Genomic DNA, 15,087 nt, shown 5'->3' with positions numbered 1-15,087 from the left:
TGGTAGCTGCGCTGCCTTAATTGATAATATTGGTGAAGTAAAAGTATGGCTGTAGTCCACCTTCAACGCTTTGCGGAAAAAAAAGGTACAGGCAGTACCTTTGTTTATTGAGTTAACCGTATTTTGCTTCTAGCTCATTGGCTGTGTGATAACTTTCGTGAGTTTTCAGTTGCTCTAAATAACGTTTAATCTCAGGGAAATGTACTAGCAGGCCTGCCTCATCAGCTTTCTCTACAACAAAAGACATCATAAAATCAGCACCGGTCAATGTGTCATCCACTAAGTACTGCTTACCTTTTAATTGTTGATTAACATAACTCAGTATCTTGCCAATTTCATGATCAGCATAATCACCAATAAAGTTGGTTTTACAGCCATCTTTTGTAATAAATAATTTTAATAAAAAAGGGACCATTGCTGAGCTTTCGGCAAAATGAAGCCATTGCTGATAATCAACATAGTTGTCGCTTTGCAGGCTTGGCATAAACTTACCTTTGCCGTACTTACTAATTAAGTAGTCGGTAATTGCCCCAGACTCAGTAATTACTTTGCCGTTATCTTCAATAACGGGAGCTTTGCCCAGCGGGTGAATTTGTTTTAACTCATCAGGTGCTAAGAAGGTTTCTTTATTGCGTTGATAAGCAACAATGTCGTAATCTACGTCTAGCTCTTCCAGTAACCAAATAATACGTTTAGAGCGTGATTTATTTAAATGGTGTAATTTAATCATTTGTTATCCTTAATAATGGCGTAGCCTTGCTGACTACGCCTCGAAATTTAAATTGGCTGCTGAACTTGCACGACAGTTTTACCGAAGTTCTCACCATTTAACATAGCATTAAAGGCGTTCAGCGTATTTTCGAAATTAGCTTCAAGATGCTCTTTATATTTGATTTTTCCTTCGCTTAACCATGTTTGCATGTCTTTTGCGAATTCCTCATAACGATGGGCGTAGTCATCAAAAATAATAAACCCTTGCACTTTAATGCGTTTCTTTAAAATGTGACCCATAAGCATAGATAAGCGATCTGGACCTGGCGGCAGCTCGGTAGCGTTGTACTGTGATACTAAACCACATAATGGAATACGTGCTTTTGTATTCAGCAGGGGTAACACAGCATCAAATACATGGCCACCGACATTTTCGTAATAAACATCAATACCATTATTACACGCTGCGCTTAACTGCTCTGCAAAATCATTTGCTTTGTGATCAATACAGGCATCGAAGCCTAGGTTTTCAACGGCATGTTGGCATTTTTCTTTACCGCCAGCTACGCCAACGACCTTACAGCCTTTTAATTTAGCTATTTGCCCTACAGTTGCACCGACAGGCCCTGTAGCTGCAGCAACCACTACTGTTTCGCCCTGTTTTGGCTCACCAATATCTAAAAGCCCCATGTAAGCGGTAAAACCAGGCATACCCATAATACCAAGTGCATACGAAGGATTTTCAGGGTTTTTCCCCAGTTTCATTAAGCCTTCAGTGTCGCTTATTGCGTATTCTTGCCAGCCTGTGTATGCCAATACCCATTCGCCCTTTTGATAATCAGGGTGGTTCGACTGCTCAACTTGGCATACGGTTGCGCCTACCATCACATCACCAATCTTTACAGGATCAGCGTATGATTCAGCATCGCTCATTCGTCCTCGCATATAGGGATCAAGTGATAGATAAATTGTTCTAAGTAATACCTCACCATCTTTTGGCGCAGGTACTGAGTTTGTTTTTAATACAACATTTTTATCATTCGCTACGCCTTTTGGACGTGTCTCAAGAATATATTGACGATTCTGAATATCAGACATACTAAGCTCCTTTTGTCAGCAGTAAACTAAGATACGCCTTTAACGTTTTGCGGGCATAACATTAAAAATCAATATTAAAATTGTAATTGCTGAGTAACACGCTCATTATAGGGTTATTCACGGTTTTGAACTGGTTATAGGAACGGTGTATGCTGTTTTTAGGCTGAGTTAATTGAAAAGGATTGATATGAAGCGCATTTTACTATTATGTGCAGCGGTTTTTGCAACCTCTGGTCAAGCAAATACCGATGTACTATCAGTGGATCCGGTCATGCTCTCTGGCAGTGCTTTTTCATTTGAGAATGATGCCAAGCGTTACCCTAAGCAAAGCCAATTTAGCATTGTCCATAGTGTATTAATGAGCAGTGAAAGTGGTCGCCGTTTAGCGGTTGTGACGATTGAAAATAAAGCATCGGGATCGCGAATTCTTCAGGCTGACCATATTATGGCGCTGTTTGCCGATGGGCGTCGTGTTCATCCTCAGAGCTTTGACGAAGGTATTAAGTTAGATGATGGCGAAAAGCGTTCTTTGACCTTATCTTTTGGTGAAAACGAATACCCAATTTTAGCGGTATACACGAGTTTAGATGAGTAAAAGGAAGACCTATGAAACTACTTAAGCCACTGGCAATTACATTACTTTTAAACTCACCGTTAACCTTTGCAGTTGATAGCCAAGACTTTGTTAAAGATAACGTTTTTACGCAAGGCGTTGAAGGGCCAACCATGTATAACGGTGCCTTGTACGCGGTGAACTATGCCCAGCAAGGAACCATTGGCCGCGTTGATAACATGGGCAAAACATCGTTATTTGTAAGGCTACCAAATGACAGCGTTGGTAATGGCTTACAGTTTGACTCACAAGGTAATTTGTTTATTGCCGATTATGTTAACCACAATATTTTAAAAGTACCTGCTGGCAGCAATAAAGCAGAAGTGTTCGCCCATAATAGTAAAATGAATCAGCCCAATGACATTGCTATCACCAAAAGTGGGGCGCTGTTTGCAAGTGACCCTAACTGGGCGAACGAAACGGGTCAGCTATGGCGTATCAATGCAGATGGCAGCACTCATTTACTCGAAAAAAACATGGGGACTACCAATGGAGTGGCGGTTAATAACGACAACACCAAGCTCTATGTGAACGAGAGTGTGCAGCGAGTTGTTTGGCAATATGACTTAGATGAGAACTTAAATATTAGTAATAAGAAAGCTTTTATTAAATTTACTGATCATGGCTTAGATGGCATGCGCGTTAATAATCAAGGGCATGTGTTTATTACTCGTTACGGCGCAGGGAAAGTGCTTGAAGTCTCGCCAAACGGCAAGCTCTTAAATAGCTATCAATTAAAAGGCCAGCATCCAACGAATTTGGCTTTCAACGAGACGCAAAACAAAGTGTATGTCACAATGCAAAAGCGCGGTGCAATAGAAGTGATTGAGCTTTAGCCTTGCTTAGCTCGTGCAATCGCGGCGGTGATAGCCGCTTTTGCTTGCGGACTATTTTGCCAGCAACTTGAATGCAACATCGACGCGACTCGCTCAGCAATGGTGTTGGCATCAAACCCGGCTAACTCCTCAAACGATTCAATACCAATTTCTTCAAACCGTTTTACTACCGTTGGCCCCACACCTTTGAGTGCTAAAAGCGCGCTGCGCTCTTGCTCGTTGAATGGCATAAGTTCGTTCCTTGTTAATTGCGTTTATAAAATGATGAGGATTATCTACTCCTAGAAAAACAGTGTTGATATCACCAATAGGCTCAATGAGCGTGATTTTAATATTCGGATAGCCAGAGTAGTTGTAACGTTTGATTGTGCGTGCGCGTGCAATGAAGTCGGTATTAAAATCAATAGTTTTGATATTTACTAAAGCAATATTGTAAGCAGGATATAGCCCGTAGCGGATAATGAGTTGCGATTTACTAATTGAAACAGGACGCTTTGCGACCGCTCGGTACTCTGCAACGAAGAATAAAAGGCTAAAAATAGTTAAACCAGTGATAATGTTTGCTGCTAATGATGACCACACAAAGTGTAAAAATAAGTGCATCATGGGCAGTTCTAATAAGATAATAAAAATAAAGCCAAGTAAGTTTGCTTGTGCGCCATCTTTATTATGATAGCTAAAATGTTGTTCACCAGTGAAATAACTAGGTTTAAGGTGTTTAGCGTAAAATAAGAAAGCCCACATCCGTGTTTCGAAGCATAAAAAGTTTGCAATAGCACTTTGTTTAAAAAGCTTTTTTATTGGCCGCTCAATAGCTATATCAGGATCTGTCTGCTGGCTTAGAGCAGATTTTATTGCCAAATACACAGTAATAAGAGCGCTTAGTTCTAAAATTACAATCAAAGCTAAAAGCCCGTAACGACCTTGTTCTAAGTAATTCATTAAAAACTTGTTTTGCTCAGGAATGATGTAACTTCCCACTAAAATAGCGATTGAGCACAACATCAATGCTTTAAAAGCCGCTTCTTTCTTATTTTTAATTAATATTAAGCAAAGTACAGGTAATACTATAAGTGCATCAAGTAGGTATAACCATTCAAAGTTAGCATTTCCAAAGTCATTTAGAGGATGCTTTCCCTGATAATAAATACCCCAAAAAAGGCTAATACTAATTAGAAAAACAAATGGAATTTTTGACTTTATTGATTTGAGCATAGCATCTTCCTTGCACCTCTATTGCCTATATCTTAAACAATAATCTATTCACTGTCCCTTTTTTATTGTTGATATAATTACTGCCAGTTTAAAATAAAAAAGCGCACCGGGCAGGGTGCGCTTGAGGGGATCAATCCTGTGTAGCTAAAACAGTAGGATTAATTAGAAGCTTGGGGCATATCTCAGTGAAACACCGACTGAGCGGCCAATCACACTATAATCACTTACTGTGTTAAAGTGGTTTGCGCCTACTTCAGGTGTTGGTGGTTCACGGTCTAATAAGTTATCGACACCAAAGTTAACAGCAAGTTCCTCATTAACTTGCCATGCAGCGGCAAAATCTAAGTAATTTTGTGCTGAGATTGTTTCTGAACGGTCGACAGCATACTCTACTTCACCGATTCTGCGCCAGCCAAGTTGGAAGTTCATGTTATCTAACTGCCAATCAATGCTTGCGCGGTGTTTGTAATCAGCTTGCAAGATACTCGCAAAGTCACCCGAACAGGCGCTGCCGTATGTTCCCTTACAGTCTACTTCAGGTACAGTGCTGTTGTTTTGACGGGTTTGTTTAGTAACAAAGTTACCTTGGTACGAGAATCTAAAACGACCACCCATTTGCTCAGGTGCATCAATCACATAATTTGCTGCAACGTCGATACCTTCTTGCTCAATTGCAGCTAAGTTAAAGTCATTAACGATGGCTGTGCTAATAAAACCAGTGTTTGGATCGCGAAGTACCGCACCACACAATGGATTATTTGGATTCGGGTCATCAACATAACAGCTTTGCAGTGCAGCACCAGGTTGAATTTGGCTTACCGCATCTGTTACACGAATACTGTAGTAATCAAGTGATAAATCAAAGCCTTCTAAATAGCTAGGTGTATAAACAATGCCTAGTGTATCTGATTCAGCTTGCTCAGGTTTAATATTCGGGTTACCACCATAGGTGTACTCTGCGGTACTTGAATCAAATTCAGTACCAACTGGCGGCGCACCAAATGCAGCACATTGGGTCGCATCACCGGTACCAAGTAAACATGGATCGCCGTTATAACGCCCTGCTAGTCGTGGCACAAACTGGTCACTATTTTGGTCAAATAACGATAACGATAGCGCTGTGATTGGGCTGGCAAATTCACCTAAGTTAGGTGCTCTAAATGCGGTTAAGCGGTTGGCGCGAATACGAATGTCGCTGTTTATTGCCCAGTTGATACCTAGTTTGTAAGTGTCTTCTGCTTCGGTATTTGAGTAATCAGAAATACGGTAGGCACCTTCAAAGCTAAGCTCTTCAGCAAAAGGTTGATCAACTAAGATAGGCACTAAAATTTCGGCGTAGAACTCTTCAGAGCTAAAGCTTGCATCCATATCAAATGCGCTGATAGACGCAAAGCTGGTGCCGTTTCTAAATGCATCGCCTGGAGTTTGTTTACCGGTTTCTTTACGATATTCATAACCGATTGCAAAATCGATAGCACCGGCTGGTAATTCAAATAAGAACCCAGAATCGCCCGATAGTGTTGCTGAGATCACACTTTGAGTACGGTCGCGAGTGGTATAAAGCAGCGGATCGCTAAAGTCGCTGAAATCAAGGTTTGGATCAAAAATATCCACTGAATTTGCAAGGGCAGCAAAGCGACTATTACCGCTGTTATCATTACGGTATGCGTTGTTGTATATGGTGGCTACTTCGTCCGTTTTGCCATACTGGCCATATACGTCATAACGTAAGTAGTCAGTTAAATCACCTTTTAAACCCAATTGAAATTGCATTGAATCACGCACCGCTTCGGTGTGCTGCACACCTAAACCTAGGTTACGTTCAACATTAACAAGGGCATTACCTTCGCTATCAAATGTGAGTTGGTCACGTAGTTCATCAGGAATATACGCGTTGTCTTGCGTAAGGGTCACTTGCTCGTTTACAAAAATCGGTGTTTGACCACTGGCACCCGCACCATTTACGGTCACTTTAGAATACATTGCGCGGCCATAGGCAATGGCACTGTCGCTGACATCAACGTCAAATAATAAGCCCGCAGAAAAACGGTCCATCGGTTGAGTTAAATAACGGTCAGCTGTGAAATCAGATGTTTGACGATCACTTGTTACAGCTCCTGAGTCAGCAATACCTATGCTGTTGCCAGATGCAACGTCAGTATAATAACCACCGCTGTTGATCATTGCCGTGGAGTTTTCAAGCGCATAGTCACGCTCGCCGGCTAATAACTCTTTTCGCTCTGTATAACCAATATAGCCTGTTACATGGCCGCGACCATCGGCGATGTCACCGCCAAAAATAGCCTCAAAGTTAAGCTTTTCGTTACCGCCGTCGGCACTTTCGTAACTGGTTGAGAACTCAGCGCCAGTAAAATCATCGTCTAAAACAAAGTTAACAACACCGGCTACTGCATCGGCACCATAAACCGCTGCGGCACCACCGGTTAATACATCAACGCGTTTAATTAATCCCGCTGGAATGGTGTTTACGTCAACCGAGTTACGAAAACTAAATGGTACTGCGCGAGTACCGTCAATAAGTACTAATGTACGGTTTTGGCCAAGGCCGCGTAAATCTATGGTTGATGAGCCAAATGAGTCACCGACTGTGGCACCGGTGCTGTTTGCACCCGCCGCAGCTTGTGGCAGTTTTGCAGTAATATCTTCAACGTTCACTGCACGGTCTAGGTGAATTTGTGCTTCATCAACGCTCACCACTGGGCTACTTGAAACCAGCTCAGTACGTTGAATACGTGAACCCGTTACGGTGATCACTTCAGGTTTTTTTACTTCAGTAGTTTCTTCTGCGTGGGCATAACTAATTACTGAACTTACAGCGAGAGCTAAAGGTGATAGCAGCAATAGTGAGCGATGCCCTGTTGATGTATTTGCTTTCATGATGATTCCCTTGCGTTTTATCATTTAAATCAACGCAGGTTGGTGAATGACCTAGACCATTTAGTTAATTTAATGAGTCATACTTTTTGTTATGATGCTTGTGTGTTCTCCTTTTGGGGAGCTCACCGGTACAGTTTTAAAGCAATTTAAAAGTCTTTGCAATAATTATTCTTTAAATCTATTATTTTAAAATATAAACTATTCCAAGTCGTCAACCCGCTTATTTACATCTAATAAGCTGATTTTAAGTGATTTATTTATGCATCAACATATTGAAAAACTGTATTTAAGCGCAAAAAAAGAAAGAAAATTAATAATTGGTCTAATGAGTGGTACCTCGTTAGATGGCCTTGATATCGCGCTATGCGAAGTATCAGGGCAGGGCATGAACACTCATGTAGAAGTATTAAAGTTTACCACGGTCGACTACGACGATGATTATAAAACGCGTGTAAAGCGAGTGTTCGCCAAACGCGAATGTGATCTTGAAGAAGTCACTTTACTCAACCCTTGGATTGGCCAATTACATGGTGAAATGGTTGCCAAAACGTTAGCCAGCTGGGGAGTAGCAAAAGAACTTGTTGATGTGATTGCCAGCCACGGGCAAACTATTTATCACTGCCCTAAAAACCAACACAAGCGTGCAGAATATGGTAATGCAACACTACAAATTGGTGATAGCGATCATCTAGCCGTAACTGCAGGCATTACTACCATAGGTGATTTTAGACAAAAGCACATTGCTGCGGGTGGCGAAGGCGCACCGCTTGCGGTATATGGTGACTATTTGTATTTCACAAGTACCAGCGAAAACCGCATATTGCTAAATATGGGCGGCATTGCAAACTTAACCTACTTACCAAAATCAGCAGATGCACGAGCGGTTTTTAGTTCTGATATTGGCCCAGGTAATACCATTATGGATGCCTATATACAGCGTTATTTTGCTCCACTTCAATATGATAAAGATGCCGCTATTGCAGCAAAAGGCACGGTAAATGAAGCTTTACTAGCTGCGCTGTGTGATGATGCATTTTTTGCTTTAGGGTTTCCAAAAACCACAGGGCCAGAAGTATTTAATCTAGACTATTTAGCAGCGGCGCAAGCACGCTCGAATACGCAGAGCTTATCGCACTTTGATGTGATGACAACCTTAGTGCAGTTTTCAGGGGTAATGATAGCTAAAGCAATTAACCAATGCAGTGAAGGTTTGACCGATGTGGCTGTATACGCCAGTGGTGGTGGGGTTCATAACCCATTATTAATGAAAACTATTTTGGCTAATTGCCCAGAACTTTCTGTGATAAATAACACCGATTCTTTGGGGATAAATCCAGATGCAAAAGAAGCCGTGTTATTTGCTATTTTAGCGAACGAATGTTTGTCGGGCGGGCAACAACGCTTTGGTAATACCGAGCAAGGGATCCCCGATATTACCATGGGTAAAATTAGCTTTGCTGACTAAAAAAAAGCTAAAAAGCTTGCGCCAAGATTACTGATGTAATGGCGTAAGCCATTGCTTTTAGATTGATCACCAGTTAGCAGCTCTGGTGATGTGCTCGCTGCAATGCTGACATCAAACTGGGCGCTGTCTTTAAGTGTTGCATGCATGCCGTGTAGCATTAATTGCAAAACAAATTCACCACTGTGAGTAACATCCTCTAACGTAAGCATAATAACGTGCTGATCTAGATCGTGCTGCGTTAATGTGTGCGCAGTAAAATAGGCCGATTCACGAGCATCAGGGCGCGTTGCACTGATAGAGATCACATCACCTTCATGGGCATCATCTGGCAGCACACAACAAAATACAACATGCTTTTGCTCATTAGCCGCAAAATGCAATTGTTCATATTCCATAGTATGCGCAAGCGCAGCACATAAAGGGTCTTCACTAGATGGGAGTGCAAACGAAAGTTGCACCAAGGCACTGTCCATTACTTCTTCATTACGTTAGGTGATTAAATTAGCGTCAATTATTGATCAGTTAGATGACAGAATTATGACTATTGTCATATTGCGGATTATTTATATCAAAAACAGAGGAAAGTTGAATGTTTCATTCCAAAACTGAAATGACTTCTGACAAAGCTGTAATGTGATACCTTATTTGGTTAGTTTCAGAGGTGTACTTGTTATAACTGTTTGGGGCTGAATAGTGTTATTCAGACATAAACTTTTCTACTATGAGATTGCGTGGGGGAAATGCGTAATGTAGATACATATAGATTTCGTAGTTTATGGAACGTTTGTATGATCTAAATATTTAGCTCCTTGAACAAGATTAACTCAAAGTATCAGGAGTTACGAATAAAAACACGGCATATACGCGAGTTTCTTTCTTAGTAGTATAAAAATATATGAATTATTGTGTGGTTGCTATTAGGATTATTTTTATGCAATAAGATCAAGAAATTGATAGGGATATTGTGTAAATGTAAAAACTAGTGCTACTCTAGCTACGCTTTTCAAGGAAGGAGTTTGTCCTCGTGTTTTCATTCCAAACCCTCGCAATGTTGTTCCTATTAGCTACTTCTAGCTTAAGTATTTGGCTTGCAGATGGTTTCATTACGTTCATTGCATTTACCGATGAGGTCGCAAGTATGACTTTTTCACAGCTACTCTATGCAATGAAAGAGCTTAATTTGTTTACGATTCTAGCTTTACCAGAATACTGGTATGCGAATTCCAATCATTCATTTTTGGAAGCACCTGCATTTTGGTTTGAGCCTGCAACAAGTATTGCAGGTATCCTCACATTTGTTTTGTTATTGCTATTTTCACGTATTGTTCAACCGTTAACAGGTTACACAATTTCAGCTATCATGCTTTTACTTGGGATCGGCTATATGTTAGTTAGCTGGGGTATTTTGGTTGATGTAACAGAGCCGCAACAGGTTGGCTCATTTTTAAGTATCGGTGTACAAGGCTTGTTGGTTCATTCGATACTTTGTTTTGGAACTTTGCTTTATATGATAATAAAAAATGCGTACTACAAAATATACTCTATTAATAATATTAAGCTTGCTTAGTCATTTTTGCATTGCAAGTGATGTAAGTTGGCAAAAACAAGCAATAGAGCAAACAAGGCTCAATATTATTTTGTTTATTAATATTGCTATTTTTGCTGTTGTACTAGTACTAACATTGTGGCAATTAGTAAAAACTAAACGAGTCAATCAACATCATTATGAACAAAGTGTGTTAGACCCCTTAACACAATTATTTAATCGTCATGGTTTCCACCAAAGCGTTGATAGACTTGATAATAAATCAGGTTTTTTATTAATCGCAGATATAGATAACTTTAAATCTATCAATGACCGCTTTGGGCATAATATTGGTGATAAGGTTTTACATCGCGTAGCGAAAACATTAAAACAGCAAGTTCGTGATAGTGATATTGTAGCTCGTTATGGGGGGGAGGAGTTTGTGATATTTTTTCCTTCACAAGATAGTAACCAACTAAAGATGATCTCCCAAAGATTAATTTGTTCTGTAAGCGCACTCGATTTTTCAGATTTAAACGAAAATCTAAAGCAAGTCACTATAAGTGTAGGCCTCGATAAAGGTAGTGTTGAGGCTAATCATTTTGAGTTGTTATACGAAAAAGCAGACACACTCCTATACAAAGCTAAAAGTTCAGGTAAAAATCAATTTATCATGGGGCACTTAGAAAGTGCCTCAGTTTAGGTCATTATTTACGTTAGCTTATATTTAAACCACCACACTATTACGGCCAGATCTCTTTGCTGTATACAAGTTTAAATCTACCCTTTTGGCTGCCTGTTCAGATGTTTCATTTGGTGCAATTTCTATAACACCTAAGCTTATCGTTGCGCTTATAGACAATGATGTATGTTCCTTTTCGGCAACAGAAAGTCTGATGCGCTCGGCAATATCTTTTGCATGCTCTAAAGATTGATTCTCAAGCACAATTAAAAACTCTTCGCCGCCGACACGACCTACCCGGTCAGAGCAACGGACTGTGTGCACAATCGTATTGGTTATGGAAATGATTAATTCATCACCAATATCGTGACCGTATTGATCATTGACCGCTTTAAAATGATCAATATCGATAGAAATTAATGAGCTGACTTGCTGATTGAGTTTGTTTTGCAGCATGACGCTTCGTTTTAAATTTAATATAGCTCTGCGATTCGCTATGCCTGTTAGTTCATCTTTTAAAGCGAGTATTTCAAAGTACTTTTTCTGGCGAACTTGTTTGAATGTATAAACGGCGAATAAGAGTAAACACAAGCAAGTTATCATCATAGTTAAGCCTTGCCAAAAAGACTTATCTTCGGCTACTGATAATAGCTTTTGTTGTAGCTTTGACTCATGTTCTAAACGGGAAATCTCAAGGATCTGCTGTTCATAATTAAAGTTTAATCTGGCAGAAATAAGCGTATTATTTGCGATAGCTTGTTGTTTAGTTTTAATTAAAGTGATTAATTGTTGTTGAGATGCTATTTGTAAGGAAGTATCTCCTGTTGCAGCTGCAAGCTGCGAGGTTAAATTTAAATAACGCTCCCTTAAGCTCTCGGGCCAAAATTGTTGTTGCCCGGCTATCTTCTCATGAGATGAAAGGGCGGCTTGCAACTGAGCTGTAGCCAAGTACCATTCTGATTTAGTGAAGTTGTAAAGAGTCAAAATCCAGCTGTCAGTAACAGAGAGCGTGTTCAACTCCGTTAGATATGACTCAGCCTGAGATAAACTATTAAGTTTTATATGGAGTTCTGTAAGTTTAATTAATATGTAAGCATAGCCGTTGTCGCTTTCGAAACGACGAACATCCTTTTTTATCGACTCGTATAGCTCAATTGCCTTTATTAAGTCGCCTTTTTCTTCATAGGCATACGCGAGTTGATCCGTTACTTTGTACTGCTCTTGCTCATTGAATTTCGTTAACGCTAATTTGGCTCGCTGCAGTTGTTCAATTGCAAGTTCATAGTTGTACAACGCTATGTGAATATCGGCAATTTCTTTTAATGCGAGGGCTTTTTCGTAGTCATTACCTGCTTTTTCAAATAACTGATAAGCAGTTTTAGCAGAGTAGAATGCTTCTTGATAGTTGCCTTTAGCTAACTGAATACGGTTAAGTACTTTGTGGGCAAGAGCAATGATTGACAATTTTTTTGAAGAGGTTATTTCGTCTAATAACGGCGTGTTAATTATTGGTTTTAAGTCTTCGAGAGCTTTCTGGTAGTTACCTTGCGTATACTCTTGATTTGCTTCACAGACAGCAAGTTCCTGTATTAAGTATAAATTGCTTGCTTGATGAATGACTGGTTTGGCTGTTTCTAGAAACTGTTTATATTCGCTAATCCCGTTTGGGGTTGATACATTAGAAAACCAACATTTAAACGCCATTACTTGCGCATCATCTAGCGCATTTTCATAAGGCATTTGCTTTTCTAATCTAGCTAAAATTTCGACAGATTCAGAATATGTTGTATAACCGTGAAGAGCACGGCTGATTTCACTCTGAACATCCTTTGCAGCCACATTGGTTGCAAAAAATAGCAACAAGCACAATATCCTTATCATTTGAGCACTACTCCATACATCTACTCTGATACTAATCAATGATATTTTCTTATAATTGCAGCTAGCTTAGCATAATGAAATTATTGTTTATAAGATTTTGCGTTGAAAAAATATAAATAATTTAATGCTTTAAGTTATGCTTGGTTGCTTTTGGGATTTGAAAGTAGCTCAACACAAAGTAATGGAATTGTGTACCTAAAATGGTATGGTTACTTTAAATAGTTTTAATTAAAAGGATGTATTTTTTCATGTTAAACAAAATATTACTTTGTAGTGCTTTGTTATTTTCTGTTTCAGCACTGGCTGAAAGGCCAGACTATTTTAATGATGAGATAGAGCAAGAGTATCGCGCGGTTTTAAAGCATATGGACGAAATGATGCCGCAAACCGATGTAGAGCTAGCCTATTTACCCTCTTTTTATCCGTTTAGCATCTTTGATATTCATGCCACTAAATTTAAAAATGACAAAGATAAGCAAGCGTTCACTAACTTTAACTTAGGTGTGCTTGGTAGCCAGTTTTTAAATGTTAAAGAGCAAGTTGGAACAAAACTTCCAAATTTAGTTATTTGTAAAAAAGAAAAGTGTACTGAACAAAGACTTAAGTTAATTCGGTCATTTTTAGATGTATCGGAGGCTGAGATTTTGGCATTTAAAAATAGCCAAACTTTAAAACTTGTACAGCAATCTGCGCCGCACGTGTACCGTGTTAACAATACTTTTTATTCTCCCACCCAATTAATAAGCTATACACCATCAAGATATGCTGGGTTTGTACCCTCTGCCGATTATAAAATTCTAAGCCCTGATGCAGAGCCAAACTTGATGGAGCTATCAGTTGATACACAAGAACTCAGAAATTTAATGGTTGAGTATAAGGTTGCAGCTATTACAAAAGATGAGTATGACAGCGTCAATGTGATTTTCGGTGGCCTTAGTGATAATCATTGGGGAGTGGTCCTTTTAGATAAATATAGTATACCTAGGGAAGGCGATTGGAATGCTTTAGGCCTTGAGTATGAAATAGTCAAACCACTCTCCAAGACAAGTTTTTATTATCAAACTAATTAAACCAAGTTTTATCAACAAACAGTTATCAATGGAGTAAACAATGGGGTTGTCTGAAAATAACAAACCAAAGCCCCATAGTTTTGTGTTGAAAAGTTTCACTTAGCAGTCTTTAGTAGGAAGAACCAGCAAACTTAAAATACAGCAACGAGTAATTGCGTTTGTTCAAGGCAATATAAAGGTCATTTCAAAAGTTAGTCATCTGATAAAGGTAAAGCATTTTTATCAGCGTAGTGATGGCAAAGCATCTATATTTTGGACACATCAAACCGGCAATGTTTGGCTAGATTAATGAAGAGCTTGCCATTTAATTGCGTGTATACAATAAAAGTGTTCCACGTCACTGCTACAGCAAGAAAGCATTTTGTGTTTCCAAATTTATGGCCGTAACTTGATTAGTAACAGCCAGATAAAACTTTTTTCATCAGGCTATCACTCAGGTATCAACAAATATGGTACTCACCCTGCGGTTTACTGCTTGATACAAAATACTCAAGCTCTGATTTTAGTACTTCAATAATATCTGATGTAAAAGGGGTTCTTATTTCACCTGAATCTAGGTATCTAAGTAAATCGATTTCGTATCTAAGTGCAGACTCAATTGAGTAACTAATTGGGTAAGTTATTTTAAACTGTTTCTGGGAGCATAAATTATCGCTGCTGTTTATGTTCACATAGAAAGTTAGTTGTTCATCTTCTTCATGAAGATCACTGCAGCTACCTTGCTCACGTATGCAATTTAAAACAATATTTTTAATGAAAATATCAAATTCGTTCATTGTTGTTCCTTTAACTAAATCCCACTCCATGGTTCAAATGAATTTAGCAAAAAGATGCTAGGCTATCCAGTTGGGCTTACTTCTTTATTATTGTTTTGTTGAGGATTTAGAAAATAAGTATTGCTAAATAATGGCTTAAGTTTTTAGTAGTGGGTTATTTGCTTAAAGAATTTCTTTTTTAAAAGTTAGATTGATAGTCGGGCGTTAGAGCAGGTTTGTTTATTTTGCAGATGATTAACAAGTATTGAGTAGTTACTTTAATCGAGTTGCTGTAAATGAGGTGCGAAGGCTAGATGTAAACTATTAAGTGGCTATTT

Annotated in this window: 14 protein-coding genes; 6 read left to right on the top strand and 8 right to left on the bottom strand. The window is 39.1% G+C overall.

The features are described from left to right. Positions 1 to 112: 112 nt before the first annotated feature. Both ABMY41_RS06460 and ABMY41_RS06455 read right to left on the bottom strand, forming a co-directional pair. Complete coding sequence (locus ABMY41_RS06460; protein ID WP_175083080.1) at positions 113 to 730, bottom strand: glutathione S-transferase; 618 nt, start codon at positions 728 to 730, stop codon at positions 113 to 115. A 47-nt stretch (positions 731 to 777) separates the two neighbouring features. Further along, a complete protein-coding gene (locus ABMY41_RS06455; protein ID WP_287245049.1) occupies positions 778 to 1,809 on the bottom strand; it encodes an NADP-dependent oxidoreductase in 1,032 nt (343 codons plus the stop codon). Positions 1,810 to 1,996: 187 nt separating this feature from the next. Between ABMY41_RS06455 and ABMY41_RS06450 the strand changes: the two genes are divergently transcribed. Then, a complete protein-coding gene (locus tag ABMY41_RS06450; RefSeq protein ID WP_062564723.1) occupies positions 1,997 to 2,404 on the top strand; it encodes a hypothetical protein in 408 nt (135 codons plus the stop codon). Positions 2,405 to 2,415: 11 nt separating this feature from the next. Then, positions 2,416 to 3,258 carry an SMP-30/gluconolactonase/LRE family protein gene (locus tag ABMY41_RS06445; RefSeq protein WP_251602053.1) on the top strand — a complete coding sequence of 281 codons (843 nt, stop codon included), beginning with the start codon at positions 2,416 to 2,418 and terminating at the stop codon, positions 3,256 to 3,258. Here the strand turns inward: ABMY41_RS06445 and ABMY41_RS06440 are convergent. From ABMY41_RS06440 to ABMY41_RS06430, 3 genes are all read right to left on the bottom strand, one after another. Further along, complete coding sequence (locus ABMY41_RS06440) at positions 3,255 to 3,488, bottom strand: helix-hairpin-helix domain-containing protein (protein ID WP_251602051.1); 234 nt, start codon at positions 3,486 to 3,488, stop codon at positions 3,255 to 3,257. The genes ABMY41_RS06445 and ABMY41_RS06440 overlap by 4 nt on opposite strands. Next, complete coding sequence (locus ABMY41_RS06435) at positions 3,412 to 4,473, bottom strand: hypothetical protein (RefSeq protein WP_289097325.1); 1,062 nt, start codon at positions 4,471 to 4,473, stop codon at positions 3,412 to 3,414. The genes ABMY41_RS06440 and ABMY41_RS06435 overlap by 77 nt, the downstream gene beginning before the upstream one ends. 162 nt (positions 4,474 to 4,635) lie before the next feature. Further along, positions 4,636 to 7,371 (bottom strand): TonB-dependent receptor, encoded by a 2,736-nt coding sequence (locus tag ABMY41_RS06430; protein ID WP_251602047.1) that lies wholly within the window; start codon positions 7,369 to 7,371, stop codon positions 4,636 to 4,638. A gap of 259 nt (positions 7,372 to 7,630) precedes the next feature. On the opposite strand from ABMY41_RS06430, the gene ABMY41_RS06425 reads away from it, so the two are divergent. Next, a complete protein-coding gene (locus ABMY41_RS06425; RefSeq protein ID WP_175083074.1) occupies positions 7,631 to 8,836 on the top strand; it encodes an anhydro-N-acetylmuramic acid kinase in 1,206 nt (401 codons plus the stop codon). On the opposite strand, the gene ABMY41_RS06420 is transcribed toward ABMY41_RS06425, so the two are convergent. After that, complete coding sequence (locus ABMY41_RS06420) at positions 8,833 to 9,309, bottom strand: hypothetical protein (protein ID WP_349274357.1); 477 nt, start codon at positions 9,307 to 9,309, stop codon at positions 8,833 to 8,835. The genes ABMY41_RS06425 and ABMY41_RS06420 overlap by 4 nt on opposite strands. 551 nt (positions 9,310 to 9,860) lie before the next feature. Between ABMY41_RS06420 and ABMY41_RS06415 the strand changes: the two genes are divergently transcribed. Together ABMY41_RS06415 and ABMY41_RS06410 are read left to right on the top strand one after the other, a co-directional pair. Next, on the top strand, positions 9,861 to 10,403 hold the full coding sequence (locus ABMY41_RS06415) for a hypothetical protein (protein WP_349274356.1): 543 nt from the start codon (positions 9,861 to 9,863) through the stop codon (positions 10,401 to 10,403). After that, the gene (locus ABMY41_RS06410; RefSeq protein ID WP_217877364.1) at positions 10,357 to 11,064 is read left to right on the top strand and encodes a GGDEF domain-containing protein; all 708 of its coding nucleotides are present in this window, start codon (positions 10,357 to 10,359) and stop codon (positions 11,062 to 11,064) included. Before ABMY41_RS06415 ends, ABMY41_RS06410 begins: the two co-directional genes overlap by 47 nt. Before the next feature lie 24 nt (positions 11,065 to 11,088). Here ABMY41_RS06410 and ABMY41_RS06405 read toward each other — a convergent pair whose 3' ends face one another. After that, complete coding sequence (locus tag ABMY41_RS06405) at positions 11,089 to 12,906, bottom strand: GGDEF domain-containing protein (protein WP_349274355.1); 1,818 nt, start codon at positions 12,904 to 12,906, stop codon at positions 11,089 to 11,091. Positions 12,907 to 13,172: 266 nt separating this feature from the next. Between ABMY41_RS06405 and ABMY41_RS06400 the strand changes: the two genes are divergently transcribed. Further along, positions 13,173 to 13,994, top strand: coding sequence for a hypothetical protein (locus ABMY41_RS06400; RefSeq protein WP_349274354.1), 822 nt, complete (start codon positions 13,173 to 13,175; stop codon positions 13,992 to 13,994). A gap of 440 nt (positions 13,995 to 14,434) precedes the next feature. Here the strand turns inward: ABMY41_RS06400 and ABMY41_RS06395 are convergent, their stop codons facing one another. Beyond that, positions 14,435 to 14,770 (bottom strand): hypothetical protein, encoded by a 336-nt coding sequence (locus ABMY41_RS06395; RefSeq protein ID WP_289097317.1) that lies wholly within the window; start codon positions 14,768 to 14,770, stop codon positions 14,435 to 14,437. Positions 14,771 to 15,087 lie beyond the last annotated feature (317 nt).

Origin of the sequence: Pseudoalteromonas sp. BZA4 (genome assembly GCF_040104395.1) — a bacterium.
GTDB lineage: Bacteria > Pseudomonadota > Gammaproteobacteria > Enterobacterales > Alteromonadaceae > Pseudoalteromonas.
The sequence above is the reverse complement of the archived record's forward strand: the minus strand, read 5'-3'. Positions and strand labels throughout refer to the sequence as shown.

What these genes read in the sequence shown, in the direction of transcription:
- ABMY41_RS06395 (WP_289097317.1), bottom strand. Translation starts at nt 14,770, where the DNA reads ATGAACGAATTTGATATTTTCATTAAAAATATTGTTTTAAATTGCATA.
- ABMY41_RS06430 (WP_251602047.1), bottom strand. Translation starts at nt 7,371, where the DNA reads ATGAAAGCAAATACATCAACAGGGCATCGCTCACTATTGCTGCTATCA.
- ABMY41_RS06445 (WP_251602053.1), top strand. Translation starts at nt 2,416, where the DNA reads ATGAAACTACTTAAGCCACTGGCAATTACATTACTTTTAAACTCACCG.
- ABMY41_RS06410 (WP_217877364.1), top strand. Translation starts at nt 10,357, where the DNA reads ATGCGTACTACAAAATATACTCTATTAATAATATTAAGCTTGCTTAGT.
- ABMY41_RS06435 (WP_289097325.1), bottom strand. Translation starts at nt 4,473, where the DNA reads ATGCTCAAATCAATAAAGTCAAAAATTCCATTTGTTTTTCTAATTAGT.
- ABMY41_RS06455 (WP_287245049.1), bottom strand. Translation starts at nt 1,809, where the DNA reads ATGTCTGATATTCAGAATCGTCAATATATTCTTGAGACACGTCCAAAA.
- ABMY41_RS06460 (WP_175083080.1), bottom strand. Translation starts at nt 730, where the DNA reads ATGATTAAATTACACCATTTAAATAAATCACGCTCTAAACGTATTATT.
- ABMY41_RS06440 (WP_251602051.1), bottom strand. Translation starts at nt 3,488, where the DNA reads ATGCCATTCAACGAGCAAGAGCGCAGCGCGCTTTTAGCACTCAAAGGT.
- ABMY41_RS06400 (WP_349274354.1), top strand. Translation starts at nt 13,173, where the DNA reads ATGTTAAACAAAATATTACTTTGTAGTGCTTTGTTATTTTCTGTTTCA.
- ABMY41_RS06450 (WP_062564723.1), top strand. Translation starts at nt 1,997, where the DNA reads ATGAAGCGCATTTTACTATTATGTGCAGCGGTTTTTGCAACCTCTGGT.
- ABMY41_RS06425 (WP_175083074.1), top strand. Translation starts at nt 7,631, where the DNA reads ATGCATCAACATATTGAAAAACTGTATTTAAGCGCAAAAAAAGAAAGA.
- ABMY41_RS06420 (WP_349274357.1), bottom strand. Translation starts at nt 9,309, where the DNA reads ATGGACAGTGCCTTGGTGCAACTTTCGTTTGCACTCCCATCTAGTGAA.